Source organism: Aeromonas sp. s11, assembly GCF_040907945.1.
GTDB lineage: Bacteria > Pseudomonadota > Gammaproteobacteria > Enterobacterales > Aeromonadaceae > Aeromonas > Aeromonas veronii.
In genome coordinates this window covers 154,471-168,161 of record NZ_JBFOCU010000023.1, presented here as the reverse complement: position 1 = coordinate 168,161, position 13,691 = coordinate 154,471, and the positions used below count along the sequence as shown (strand labels likewise).

Annotated in this window: 11 protein-coding genes; 6 read left to right on the top strand and 5 right to left on the bottom strand. The window is 57.4% G+C overall.

Annotation, left to right across the window (positions count from 1 at the left end; genetic code table 11):
* The first annotated feature begins 8 nt into the window (after positions 1-8).
* The 6 genes from AB5Y84_RS05720 to AB5Y84_RS05695 are packed head-to-tail and all read left to right on the top strand — an operon-like array spanning position 9 to position 6,724.
* Positions 9-1,934, top strand: a complete 1,926-nt coding sequence (locus AB5Y84_RS05720) for a methyl-accepting chemotaxis protein (protein ID WP_368176547.1) — start codon at positions 9-11, stop codon at positions 1,932-1,934.
* Between the two features lie 12 nt (positions 1,935-1,946).
* Complete coding sequence (locus tag AB5Y84_RS05715; RefSeq protein ID WP_128815057.1) at positions 1,947-2,516, top strand: chemotaxis protein CheW; 570 nt, start codon at positions 1,947-1,949, stop codon at positions 2,514-2,516.
* A gap of 43 nt (positions 2,517-2,559) precedes the next feature.
* On the top strand, positions 2,560-4,314 hold the full coding sequence (locus AB5Y84_RS05710) for a methyl-accepting chemotaxis protein (RefSeq protein WP_368176546.1): 1,755 nt from the start codon (positions 2,560-2,562) through the stop codon (positions 4,312-4,314).
* A 56-nt stretch (positions 4,315-4,370) separates the two neighbouring features.
* Complete coding sequence (locus AB5Y84_RS05705) at positions 4,371-5,174, top strand: protein-glutamate O-methyltransferase CheR (protein WP_040068586.1); 804 nt, start codon at positions 4,371-4,373, stop codon at positions 5,172-5,174.
* 3 nt (positions 5,175-5,177) lie between these two features.
* Positions 5,178-5,669 carry a chemoreceptor glutamine deamidase CheD gene (gene cheD, locus AB5Y84_RS05700; RefSeq protein ID WP_005349556.1) on the top strand — a complete coding sequence of 164 codons (492 nt, stop codon included), beginning with the start codon at positions 5,178-5,180 and terminating at the stop codon, positions 5,667-5,669.
* The gene (locus tag AB5Y84_RS05695) at positions 5,666-6,724 is read left to right on the top strand and encodes a chemotaxis response regulator protein-glutamate methylesterase (protein WP_005338795.1); all 1,059 of its coding nucleotides are present in this window, start codon (positions 5,666-5,668) and stop codon (positions 6,722-6,724) included. The genes cheD and AB5Y84_RS05695 overlap by 4 nt, the downstream gene beginning before the upstream one ends.
* Positions 6,725-6,822: 98 nt before the next feature.
* On the opposite strand, the gene pnp is transcribed toward AB5Y84_RS05695, so the two are convergent.
* The 5 genes from pnp to infB form a co-directional block, all read right to left on the bottom strand.
* A complete protein-coding gene (gene pnp, locus AB5Y84_RS05690) occupies positions 6,823-8,970 on the bottom strand; it encodes a polyribonucleotide nucleotidyltransferase (RefSeq protein WP_005338796.1) in 2,148 nt (715 codons plus the stop codon).
* A 167-nt stretch (positions 8,971-9,137) separates the two neighbouring features.
* Positions 9,138-9,407 carry a 30S ribosomal protein S15 gene (gene rpsO, locus AB5Y84_RS05685; protein WP_005338797.1) on the bottom strand — a complete coding sequence of 90 codons (270 nt, stop codon included), beginning with the start codon at positions 9,405-9,407 and terminating at the stop codon, positions 9,138-9,140.
* 144 nt (positions 9,408-9,551) lie between these two features.
* A complete protein-coding gene (gene truB / locus AB5Y84_RS05680) occupies positions 9,552-10,502 on the bottom strand; it encodes a tRNA pseudouridine(55) synthase TruB (RefSeq protein WP_368176545.1) in 951 nt (316 codons plus the stop codon).
* A gap of 1 nt (position 10,503) precedes the next feature.
* Positions 10,504-10,941 (bottom strand): 30S ribosome-binding factor RbfA, encoded by a 438-nt coding sequence (gene rbfA / locus AB5Y84_RS05675; RefSeq protein ID WP_005338799.1) that lies wholly within the window; start codon positions 10,939-10,941, stop codon positions 10,504-10,506.
* 55 nt (positions 10,942-10,996) lie between these two features.
* Entirely contained in the window at positions 10,997-13,690 is a 2,694-nt protein-coding gene (gene infB / locus AB5Y84_RS05670; RefSeq protein ID WP_005338806.1) for a translation initiation factor IF-2, read from the bottom strand.
* Between the last annotated feature and the right edge of the window lies 1 nt (position 13,691).

The following is a 13,691-nucleotide window of genomic DNA, read 5'->3' as shown; positions in this document are numbered from 1 at the left end:
GGACCATCATGTTAAAAAATTCCACCATCAAATTGCGTCTTATTATACTGCTCTGCATGCTCTGCCTGCTGCTGCTGGCCGTTGGCAGCCTCGGGTTATACAACATGCAGAGCAGCAATACCGGGTTGCAGCGCGTTTACAACGACAGGGTGGTTCCCCTCAAGCAGCTGAAGACCATCTCCGACAGCTATGCCGTCTCGATCATCGACAACCTCAACAAGGCCAATGCGGGGCTGATCCCGGCAGAAGAGGCTTTGAAGCAGATACAACAGGCACAGCAGACAATCAAAAACGAGTGGCATCACTACCAGTCCACCACCCTCACACCGGATGAACAACGCTTGTCAGCCGAGGCGACAACCCTGTTCAACGCGGCCGATACCGATATTGGCAAGCTGGAGAAATACCTCGCCACCCAGCACGGCATGATTACTGGCATGCTGAACACTTTTGACGGTGCCCTCTATGGCTCCATCGACCCGATAGGCAACAAAATCACCGAGCTGGTCAACCTGCAGCTCAATGTGGCCAAGTCGGAATATACCGCAGCGCAATCCTGGTATGACGTGATGCTGATAACCATGGCGGTAGTTATCGCGGTCGGCATCGCACTCGCAGCCTGGTTTGGCACCCTGCTGATCAAAAGCATCATCACCCCCATCGAACAGGCTCTACGCGTGGCCAATAGTCTGGCTGAGGGCAATCTGGATGTATCGATCCGGATAGAGTCCAACGATGAAGCGGGTCAGCTCTTGATGGCGATGGATAACATGGTCAAGAAACTGGGTGCCTTGATCACGGATATCGAAACGCTGGTCACCGCCGCTGTCGAACAGGGCGACTTCAGCCACAAGATTGCGCTGGAGGATCGTCAAGGCTATATCAAGCGGGTATCCGAGCTGCTGAATCGCCTTTCCCATGTGACAGATACCAGTCTGGAAGATGTGATGCGCATCGCCACCGCGCTCTCCAAAGGGGACCTGACCCAACGGATCGATGAGCCCTACCCAGGTATTTTCGGCCAGACCAAAGACGGCCTCAACCGGACCATCACTGCGCTGACCAATATCATCGAAGAGGTACGCAACGCCGCCGACAACCTGACCAATGCCTCCAATCAGGTGAGCAATACGGCGCAGGCATTGAGCCAGGCCACCAGCGAGCAAGCAGCCAGCGTTGAAGAGACCAGCGCCTCTATCGAGCAGATGAGCGCCAGCATCAATCAGAACACCGAGAACGCCAAGATCACCGACAGCATGGCCAGCAACTCGGTACTGGAGGCTACCGAAGGGGGCCAATCCGTTCAACAGACGGTGACCGCCATGCAGCAAATCGCCAAGAAAGTCAGCATCATCGACGACATTGCCTACCAGACCAACCTGCTTGCCCTCAACGCCGCCATCGAGGCGGCTCGCGCCGGAGAACATGGCAAAGGCTTCGCGGTGGTTGCTGCCGAGGTGAGAAAACTGGCAGAGCGCAGCCAGATCGCAGCGCAGGAGATTGGCGAGCTCTCCTCCGACAGCGTCAGCAAGGCAGAGCGGGCTGGCAACCTGCTGGAGAGGATCGTCCCCTCCATTCGCAAAACCTCTGACCTGGTACAAGAGATCAATGCCGCCTCAGGTGAACAAGCCAGTGCAGCCAACCAGATCAGTCTGGCCATGAACCAGCTTAATCAGGTGACACAGCAGAATGCAGCCAGCAGCGAGGAGCTGGCAGCCACGGCCGAAGAGATGAGTTCACAAGCCAGCGAACTGCAGCAAACCATGGCCTTTTTTGCTCTGGAGAAAAGTGCGCAGCTCAACACCAGGCCCCATGAAACCGGCCACAAGGGCATGCCACCCAGAGGCAGTTTCATCGCCCCCCCACAACGGGCCAGCCAGCCCAATCAACCATCATCCCATTCCATTGATGACGCGGATTTTGTCCGCTTTTAACCGGAGGCGACCATGCATACATCCACCGACATCACGGTGCCATCAGCGGCCGCTGACGAGAACAGTGGCGATGCCCAGTACCTGACATTCCTGATCAACAACGAGATGTTCGCCATCAATATTCTGGGGGTCAAAGAGATCATCGAATACGGCAATATCACTCCGGTTCCGATGATGCCGGGTTTTATTCGCGGCGTAATCAACCTCAGAGGGGCGGTAGTGTCGGTCGTAGACTTGAATGCCCGCTTTGGCAATGCACCGTCGGTCATCACTCGCCGCAGTTGCATCGTCATTATTGAGGGAATGGCCCCGCAGGGCGATGAACCTGTAGGTCAGGATATTGGCGTTGTGGTGGATTCCGTATCGGAAGTACTGGGTATCCCACAAGCAGATATCGAGCCCCCACCCAGTTTTGGTGCCCGCATCCGGGCCGATTTCATCAGCGGCATGGGCAAGGTCAACGGCAAATTCGTCATCCTCATAGATACCGGGAAAGTGTTGTCACTCGATGAGATGGCTCAACTCAACGAACTGGCCCAGCCACAGGCAAGGTTGCCACAAGGCAACCTGCAACCCTCCTGAAAAGGCCTCCATACTCCACGACATGCAGCATAAGGAAACGCTCATGACCCAATCACTCTTAGGAAAACTCTTCGGAGACAATGCCACCGAAGTGAGGCAGCGGACCCAGTTACTCGACGCAATCGGCCAGCTGCAACACGCAGTCCTGGCAGAGCAGGTTCCAGCACCACTCGATCTTTCCGGTATGGACAGTCCCTTTCGTGAAGTAGGACATGCCATCAACGAGGTGGTCACCTTGCTCAGTGACAAGCTGGAACAGAGTCGCAACGACATTAAAAAGAACCAGATGCTGCTCCATGAGAACCAGCTGGTTCGCAAAGCCCTCGATTGTGCCAGCACCAACGTGATGATTGCCGATACCAACCTCGACATTATCTATATGAACGAGGCAGTGACCGGCATGCTCAATCAGGCTGAGACTGACATCAAGAAAGAGCTCTACAGCTTCAACGCCAATCAGCTGATGGGCGCCAACATCGACAGCTTCCATAAAAATCCCGGCCATCAGCGCGCCATGCTGGCCAAACTCAACAGCACCTACCGTACCCAGATCCAGCTGGGGGGGCGTACCTTTTCCCTGATCGCCAATCCGGTCTTCAACGATACCGGTGAACGGTTGGGATCCGTGGTCGAATGGGCCGACAGAACCAAGGAGGTGATGATAGAGAAAGAGATGTCCGACATTGTGCAGGCCGTGATCAATGGCGAGCTGCACCGCAGGATGGAACTTACTGGCAAGAGCGGCTTCTTTCAGGCGATGGGAGAAGGGATCAACCAGATTGCCGAAGTGATCGACAGCACCCTCAACGACGTCATCCGGGTCGTGCAATGTCTGGCAAAAGGTGACCTGACCCAACAGATTGAGGCGGACTACCCTGGCGTGTTTGGCACCACCAAGGATGCGCTCAACAAAACTATCGCTTCGCTCACCAACATCGTCACCGAAGTGCGCGGCGCCTCTGACAACCTCTCCAGTGCCGCCGAGCAGGTAAGCGCGACCGCCCAGTCGATCAGCCAATCCAGCAGTGAACAAGCCTCCAGCATGGAGGAGACTAGCGCTTCCATCGAGCAGATGAGCGCCAGCATCAACCAGAATACCGACAATGCCCAGGTCACCGATGGCATGGCCAGCAAGGCAGCCAAAGAAGCCGTAGAGGGAGGAGAAGCGGTCAAACTGACTGTGGATGCCATGAAGCAGATCGCCAGACGGATTGGCATCATCGATGACATCGCCTACCAGACCAACCTGCTGGCACTCAACGCAGCTATCGAAGCGGCGCGGGCAGGCGATCACGGCAAAGGCTTTGCCGTAGTGGCGGCGGAGGTGCGCAAACTGGCCGAACGCAGCCAGGTGGCAGCACAGGAGATTGGTGAGCTGGCCTCCAGCAGTGTCGAGATGGCGGAAAAAGCAGGTCGCCTGCTCGATCAAATGGTGCCCTCCATCAACAAGACCTCGGATCTGGTGCAGGAGATCAGTGCCGCTTCGGTTGAGCAATCCACCGGTGTCAGCCAGATCAATCAGGCCATGAACCAGCTGAGTCAGGTTACCCAGCAGAACGCTTCTTGCAGCGAAGAGCTGGCTGCCACAGCAGAAGAGATGAGCAGCCAGGCTGAACAGCTGCAACTGGCCATGGAGTTCTTTACCCTCGAGGCCCACGCCAAAGAAGGTAAAGCAGCCAGCTCGCATCTTCACCCCAATACCCGAGGTCGCTTCATGAACGAGAGCAATGCCAACAGTCGGGAACGAGCCACCACAGTCCAACGCCCCATCGGCGATGGTGATTTTGTGCGGTTCTAGTCACGGAGAGGCGTTGCCTCTCCCATCTCCGACAACACAGGTAGAGGGACAGTTTTTTGTATCAAACCCAGCTGCATGATGATGAGTTCTCCCGTTTCCAACGCTGGCTTCATCAAACGGCGGGGATAGAGCTGTCTCCGGCCAAGAAGGCGCTGGTAGCCAGCCGACTGGCGAAACGCCTCTGCCACTATGAGCTGGATAGTTATGACGACTACTTCCAGCTCATCATGAACGATCGCAGCAGCGAACTGCAGCTGGCGCTTGATCTCCTTACCACCAACGAAACCTACTTTTTCAGGGAGCCCAAACACTTCGAGTTTCTGACGCGGGAGATAGTCTCAGCGCTCCCGCCCGAGCAACCACTGCGGGTCTGGAGCGCTGCTAGCTCATCCGGCGAGGAGCCCTACAGTCTGGCCATGACCCTCGCGGAAAAACGCAGCACCTTCAACTGGGAGATCCTGGCCTCCGATATCTCGTCCAGGGTGCTGGAACAGGCGATGAGCGGTCGCTACCCCATCGAGCGGGCGCAAAATATTCCACTGCCCTTTTTGATGAAATATTGCCTCAAGGGTGTGGGCCTGCAGGAGGGCATCTTCATCATCGATCGCAAGTTGCGGGACAAGGTGCAGTTCATGCAGATCAACCTCAATCAGGATCTGCCGGACATCGGCATGTTTGACGTCATCTTCATCAGAAACGTGATGATCTACTTCAACAAGGAGACCAAAGGGCAAGTATTGCAGCGGCTGGTACCCAGACTCAAACCCGGTGGCTACCTGCTGGTGAGCCACGCCGAGAGCCTGCATGGCCTGCACCACGGCCTGCAGCTTGTCTCGCCTTCCATCTATCAGAAGAGATAAGTCATGACTCGGGAGGTGATCCTGCAACCGGGAGAGCTCTTTTTTGGCAAGGAGGATGTGGTGGTCAGAACCGTACTGGGCTCCTGTATTGCCATCACCTTGTGGCATCCGGAGCAGAAACAGGGAGGAATGTGCCACTACATGCTGCCAAGTCGGCGCAATCCCTCTACCAAGCTGGATGGGCGCTATGCCGATGAGGCCCTCGCCTTGCTGCTGCAAGCGGCCAGTCACTATCCCGCCCCTATCCATGAATATGAGGCCAAGTTGTTCGGGGGTGGCAACATGTTTACCGAGCCTCAATACGCACAGAGCGACAACAATGTCGCCGCCAAAAATATTCAGGCAGCCTGGCAGCTGACCCGACACCTTGGCCTTGATATCAAGGCTCATCATCTTGGCCATAGCGGCCACCGAAGCTTGCTCTTTGAGCTCAGCAACGGCAGTGTCTGGCTCCGCCATCATCGTCTGCCACATCAACGGGAGTCGCGAGAATGAAGCAGATCCGGGTCATGCTGGTGGATGATTCCGCCGTGGTCAGACAGGTATTGCAAGCGGTGCTGGAGCAGGAGCCTGATATCCGGGTGATCGCCACAGCATCGGATCCCCTGTTTGCCCAGGAAAAGCTGAAGAAAGAGTGGCCTGACGTCATCGTGCTCGATGTGGAGATGCCCCGTATGGATGGCATCACCTTTCTCACCAAGATCATGGCAGAGCATCCAACCCCGGTGGTGATCTGCTCCTCCCTCACCGAAAAGGGAGCCGAGACCACCCTGCAGGCAATGGCTGCCGGCGCGGTGGACATCATCACCAAGCCGACCATGGGGATAAAAAGCTTTCTGCAAGAATCTGCCCACGACCTGGCTATGGCGGTACGTGCTGCGGCCCAAGCCAACCTCAAGCGCGTGGGCAAGCCATCCTCTGTGCCGGTCAGCACCAAACTCAACGCGGATGCCATGCTGGCGCCCAACCAGCACGCCATGGCACAAACCACCGAGCGGCTCATCGCCATCGGCACCTCAACCGGCGGCACCCAGGCACTGGAAGCCGTGCTGACTGCCTTGCCCCGGGTCAGCCCCGGCATTGTCATCGTGCAGCACATGCCGGAGAAATTTACCGCCATGTTTGCAGAACGCCTGAACGGGGTCTGCCAGATAGAAGTGCGGGAGGCGAGAAACAATGACAGGGTGATCCCGGGGCTGGCGCTGATTGCCCCCGGAGGCAAGCATATGCTGCTCAAGCGCAGCGGGGCCTACTATCACGTCGAGGTAGTCGACGGGCCGCTTATCAACCGCCATCGCCCCTCGGTGGATGTGCTGTTTCGCTCCGTCGCCAAATATGCCGGCAAGAATGCCACCGGCATCATCATGACCGGCATGGGGGATGATGGTGCACGGGGATTGCGCGAGATGCTGGATGCGGGTGCCAACACCTATGCCCAGGATGAGGCATCCTGCGTGGTCTTCGGCATGCCCAAAGAGGCGATCAAGCTGGGAGCAGCCCGCCATGTGCTCCCCTTGCAAGAGATGCAGTACGCCATCCTCGGCAAGTAATCCCTTATAGCGCGTTTTGACCATAAAAAAGTCCGGCTCCCATTGGGGAGCCGGACTTTTTACATCAACCGGAACCAATCCGGTATCAGGCGAGCAGATTACTCTGCAGCAGGCGCTTCTTCAGCGGCCGGAGCGGCGTCAGCAGCAGGTGCAGCCGCTTCGGTCGGGGCGTTCGCTTCCTTGATGGAGAGACGTACGCGGCCCTGACGGTCCACTTCCAGTACCTTCACCTTGACTACGTCACCGATGGTCAGGTGGTCAGCCACGTTCTGCACGCGAGCGTCGGTGATCTGGGAGATGTGTACCAGACCATCTTTGCCCGGCAGAATGTTGACGAATGCACCGAAATCGGCCAGACGAACAACTTTACCTTCATAGATGCGGTTCACTTCGATCTCGGCGGTGATGGCCTCGATGCGACGGATCGCTTCCATGGCGGCTTCGTTGGCCACGGCGGAGATACGTACAGTGCCGTCATCATCCAGCTCGATGTTGGTGCCGGTCTCTTCGGTCAGCGCACGGATCACGGAACCACCCTTACCGATCACGTCCTTGATCTTCTCAGGATTGATCTTGATGGTGTGGATACGCGGTGCAAAATCGGAGATCTGGGCACGGGGAGCCTGGATAGCTTCGTCCATCACTTTCAGGATGTGCAGACGAGCGCCACGAGCTTGCTTCAGAGCAATCTCCATGATCTCTTTGGTGATGCCTTCGATCTTGATGTCCATCTGCAGCGCGGTCACACCTTCGGTGGTACCGGCTACTTTGAAGTCCATGTCGCCCAGGTGATCTTCGTCACCCAGAATGTCGGACAGCACAACGAAACCTTCTTCTTCCTTCACCAGACCCATGGCGATACCGGCAACGGAGGCCTTGATCGGCACACCGGCATCCATCAGCGCCAGAGAGGAACCACAGACAGACGCCATGGAGGAGGAACCGTTGGATTCGGTAATTTCAGAGACCACGCGCACCACGTACGGGAACTCGGCGGCGCTCGGCATCACGGCAGCAACGCCGCGCTTGGCCAGACGGCCGTGACCGATTTCACGACGCTTCGGGCTACCCATCATGCCAGTCTCACCGACACAGTATGGCGGGAAGTTGTAGTGCAGCATGAAGCGATCGGCACGGTTGCCGGTCAGCTCATCGATGTTCTGGGCGTCACGCTCGGTACCCAGAGTGGCGACCACGATGGCCTGAGTTTCACCACGGGTGAACAGGGCAGAGCCGTGAGCACGGGGCAGAATACCGGTACCTACGCTCAGGGCGCGGATCATTTCCGGATCGCGACCATCGATACGCGGCTCACCACGTACTACGCGACCACGAACGATGCGGCTTTCCAGACTGTGGAACTCTTCGCCGATCTTCTTGGCATCTTCTTCCACGCCGGAAGCGATAACTTGCTCAACCACACGGCCCTTGATGGCCGCGATGGTTTCGTAACGAACGGCCTTCTCGGTGATGCGGTAGGCTTCACCCAGTTCGGCGCTCGCCAGCTCGGCAACCTTGGCTTTCAGCGCTTCGTTGACGGCAGGCGGAGTCCAGTCCCACGGCTTGGTGCCGACGGCAGCGGCAAACTCGTTGATCGCATTGATCACGGTCTGCATCTGCTCGTGACCGTATACCACGGCGCCCAGCATCACTTCTTCGGAAAGGATGGCCGCTTCGGACTCAACCATCAGTACCGCGTTGGCAGTACCGGCAACCACCAGATCCAGATCGCTCTGCGGCAGTTCGGTGGTGGTCGGGTTCAGCACATACTGACCGTTCATGTAACCCACGCGAGCAGCACCGATCGGGCCGCCAAACGGGATACCGGAGATGGCCAGTGCAGCAGAGGCACCGATCATGGCAACGATGTCGGGGGATACGGCCGGATTCACGGACATTACGGTCGCAACGACCTGAACCTCATTGAGGAAGCCTTCCGGGAACAGCGGACGAATAGGACGGTCGATCAGACGGGAGATGAGGGTCTCGCCTTCGCTCGGACGGCCTTCACGACGGAAGAAACCACCCGGGATACGACCAGCAGCATAGGTACGCTCCTGGTAGTTGACGGTCAGCGGGAAGAAATCACGGCCGTGATCGGCCTCTTTCTTGCCGACTACGGTCACAAATACGCAGGTATCGTCCATGCTGACCATAACGGCCGCAGTGGCTTGACGGGCCATCACACCGGTTTCCAGAGTGACGGTGTGTTGACCGTACTGGAATGACTTTACAATAGGATTCACGTGAATTTCCTTTTTACAATTTGGCTCTTTAAATTCGCGCACAAGTATACTTGATTCGATGCAAAAGGTAAGCGGCGACGCGAATTCTGTGAGGCAGGCAACGGCTTGAAGAGCAATAAAAAAGGGGAACCTGACGGTTCCCCTTTTTCGCGAAATCTGAAGGTCGATTAACGACGCAGACCCAGCTTGGCGATCAGAGCAGCATAACGCTCGGAATCTTTACGCTTCAGGTAGTCCAGCAGCTTACGACGCTGGGAAACCATGCGCAGCAGACCGCGACGACCGTGGTGGTCCTTGGAGTGCTCTTTGAAGTGACCTTGCAGATGGTTGATCTGGGCAGTCAGCAGGGCAACTTGCACTTCGGGGGAACCGGTGTCGTTGGCGCAACGAGCGTTGTCAGCAACGATTTGAGCTTTGATCTCAGCATTTAGAGACATGGTAATACTCCAGTAGAGTGTTTAAAGGTTCACAGCCAATCTCTAATTCAGCCGTGAAATGAGGGCGGTATCATAATCGTCCCCGCCCCATTTCGCAACGATAAAGAGGCGAAACGGGAAAGACGCCCTGATACCGCCTGAGGATCACTCCTCGTCGTGATAACGCACCAGTCGCTTGGGAGCAACGCGGCCATCATCATCAATCTCGCCAACCCCGATGAACTCGCGCTCCGGGCCGACCGTCATGCGAACCTGACCGCTTTGCGGCGCACCCGCTACCTGCACCGCCTGGCCCTGATTCACATAGGCAGCCACAACCGCCAGCATGTTCACCTCGGGCAAGCTTGCCACGGCGGTATCCATCGGCAACAACAGCGGATCCAGCTGCTCACGCGGCGGGATGCTCTCGGCCTTGGCCTGCTCGAAGATGCACTCGAGTTGCTCCAGCGTCAGCATCCGCTCGTACGGATAGCTGGCCACCTGGGTACGGCGCAACTGGGTCACGTGGGCGCCACAACCCAGCGCTTCACCCAGATCATCCACCAGAGAGCGGATGTAGGTGCCCTTGCTGCAGTGCACTTCAAGGCGCACTTCATCACTTTCAAAGCTCAGCAGTTTGAGCTCGAATACGGTGATGGGACGGGCTTCTCGCTCGATCTCGATGCCTTCACGGGCATATTCGTAGAGCGGACGGCCGTTGTGCTTGAGCGCGGAGTACATGGACGGCACCTGCATGATGGGGCCGCGGAACTGATCCAGCGCCTCGATCAGGGTACCGACAGCCACGTTCACCGGACGAGTAGAGACAACCTCACCATCGGAGTCGCTGGTGTTGGTGCGCTCGCCCAGTTTGGCGGTCACCTCATAGCGTTTGTCCGCTTCCAGCAAATACTGGGAGAACTTGGTGGCCTCGCCGAGGCAGATCGGCAGCATGCCGGTCGCCAGCGGATCCAGTGCGCCGGTGTGACCGGCCTTGGCGGCGTTGTAAATGCGCTTGACCTTCTGCAACACATCGTTGGAGGTCAGGCCGGTCGGCTTGTCCAGCAGCAGAATGCCGTGCACATCACGGCCCTTGAAACGACGTCTTCGGGTCATCTCAGGCTTTATCCTCTGTCGTGTCATCCGGTGCGGATTCAGCTTCTTCGTCACGGCCGGATTCGGCCATGCGACGCTTGTCTTCACGCACAGTGTTGGTCACCAGGTTGGAGAGACGCATCCCCTCGACCAGGGTCTGGTCGTAGTAGAAACGCAGCTCGGGCACCACGCGCAGACGCATGGCACTGCCCAGCAGACTACGGATATATCCGGCTGCTTCGGTCAGACCCTGCAAGCCTTCCTTGATGCGCTCTGCATCATTTTCCAGCTGCAAGAAGGTGACGTAAATCTTGGCATAGTTGAGGTCACGGGACACTTCCACATCGGAAACGGTCACCATGCCGATGCGCGGGTCTTTCACCTCGCGCTGCAGGATCAGCGCGATTTCACGCTGGATCTGCTGTCCGACCCGACGGGTCCGGCTGAATTCTCTGGCCATATTCTATCCTGCGATAAAAGGGGGCCGCGGCCCCCTATTTTGTCTAACTCTCGGCTTACAGAGTCCGTTGGATTTCAACAGTCTCGTAAACTTCGATCTGGTCGCCTTCGCGCACGTCGTTGTAGTTCTTGACCGCGATACCACACTCGTAGCCGTTGCGAACTTCGTTGACGTCATCCTTGAAGCGGCGCAGGGATTCCAGCTCGCCTTCATAGATAACCACGTTGTCACGCAGAACGCGGATACGGTTGGAACGCTTGACCACACCTTCGGTAACCATACAGCCGGCAACGGCGCCGAACTTCGGAGACTTGAAGACGCTACGCACTTCAGCCAGACCGATGATTTCCTGACGATACTCAGGGGCCAGCTTGCCGCTCATGGCCTGCTTCACTTCGTCGATCAGGTCATAGATGACGGAGTAGTAACGCAGATCCAGGCTCTCGGATTCGATGACCTTGCGCGCAGATGCGTCGGCACGGACGTTGAAACCAACCAGGATGGCGCTGGAAGCAGCAGCCAGGGTCGCGTCGGTTTCGGTGATACCACCTACGCCGGAACCCACGATCTTCACCTTCACTTCGTCGGTGGAGAGTTTGACCAGCGCATCGCAGATCGCTTCCACAGAACCTTGTACGTCGGCCTTGATCACCACGTTCACTTCGGACACTTCGCCCTCGGTCATGTTGGCGAACATGTTTTCCAGCTTGGCCTTCTGCTGGCGAGCCAGCTTGACTTCGCGGAACTTGCCCTGACGATAGAGCGCCACTTCACGGGCTTTCTTCTCGTCACGGACAACGGTAGCTTCGTCACCGGCAGAGGGAACGCCGGACAGACCCAGGATTTCCACCGGCAGGGACGGACCCGCTTCCTTGATCTCGCGACCCAGTTCGTCACGCATGGCGCGAACACGGCCGTACTCGAGACCACACAGAACGATGTCGCCCTGACGCAGAGTACCTTCTTGTACCAGTACGGTAGCAACCGGACCACGACCTTTATCCAGGAAGGATTCAATCACGACGCCGTTGGCCATACCGTCAACCACCGCTTTCAGCTCCAGTACTTCAGCCTGGATCAGGATGGCTTCCAGCAGGTCGTCGATGCCTTCGCCAGACTTGGCGGATACGTGCACGAACTGGCAGTCTCCACCCCAATCTTCGGACATGACGTTGTAACGGGCCAGTTCGGTCTTGACGCGATCCGGATCCGCTTCCGGCTTGTCGATCTTGTTGACCGCAACAACCAGCGGCACACCGGCAGCCTTGGCGTGCTGGATAGCTTCGATGGTTTGCGGCATCACGCCGTCGTCAGCTGCAACAACCAGAACAACGATATCGGTCGCCTTGGCACCACGAGCACGCATGGAGGTAAACGCCGCGTGACCCGGAGTATCCAGGAAGGTGATCATGCCACTGTCGGTCTGGACGTGGTAAGCACCGATATGCTGGGTAATACCACCGGCTTCGCCAGCAGCAACCTTGGCTTTACGAATGTAGTCGAGCAGCGAGGTCTTACCGTGGTCAACGTGACCCATGATGGTAACGACCGGTGCGCGCGGCTTGGCTTCGGAGGTCTCGTCACGATCGGACAGTACCGCCTCTTCCAGCTCGTTCTCACGACGCAGCACAACCTTGTGACCCATCTCCTCGGCGACCAGCTGAGCGGTCTCCTGGTCGATCACCTGGTTGATGGTGGCCATGGCACCCATCTTCATCATCACCTTGATGACTTCAACGCCCTTGACAGCCATCTTGTTGGCCAGCTCGGCCACAGTGATGGTCTCGCCGATGACGACGTCGCGGTTCACCACGGCAGCCGGCTTGTTGAAGCCGTGCTTCATGGCGTTCGGCATGGCGACCTTGCCGCGCTTGCCTTTACGGGCACGCGGGTTGCGAGAGTCGCGATCATCTTCACGACGACCGGCTTTCTTCGGTGCCTTGGCTGCTGCGGCAGTGCGACGGCTGGTCTCTTCTTTCCGATCCAACTCGTCTTCTGCGGCTTGCGCATGCTTGTTGGTGGTCAGATGGTAGTCGCTGCTCTCTTTGGCGCGAGCGGCCTCTTCTTCAGCCCAGCGGGCTGCGTTCTGTTCCGCCATGAGACGAGCCTCTTCGGCTTTCTTCGCGGCGAGTTCTTCAGCTTTTTTCAAAGCTGTCTGTTCCTGTTGGCGCTTCAGTTCTTCTGCTTCGCGCTTGGCCATCTTTTCTGCCTCTTGCTGAGCTGTGCTACTGGCTGCTTTGGCGGGCTGTGAAGCCTGTCGAGCCTTTGATTGTGCCTCGATCCGCGCCTTTTCCTCAGCTTCACGACGAGCTTGCTCAGCCTCACGGCGAGCCTTCTCTTCAGCTTCGAGGCGAGCCTTCTCTTCGGCCTCGCGACGAGCTTTTTCTTCTGCTTCCAAACGCGCTGTTTCCTCGGCTTCCGCCTGACGCTGTTCATCTTCCAGCGCCGAGCGTCTTACATAGGTGCGAGACTTGCGCACTTCTACCTGCACTTCCTTGTTCTTGCCGCCAGTCCCCTGAACACTGATGGTGCTCTTGGTCTTGCGCTGCAAGGTCATGCGGGCAGGAGCGGCGACCTCGTCACCTCCATGCTGTTTCTTCAGGTGTGCCAGCAGAGCCTGTTTCTCAGACTCGCTGACCATGTCGTCGGCCTTGCTCTTGCTGATACCGGCATCGACAAACTGCTGGAGAAGACGATCAACCGGTGTGTCGATGTCAGTGGCAAGTTGTTTGACTGATACTTCTGCCATT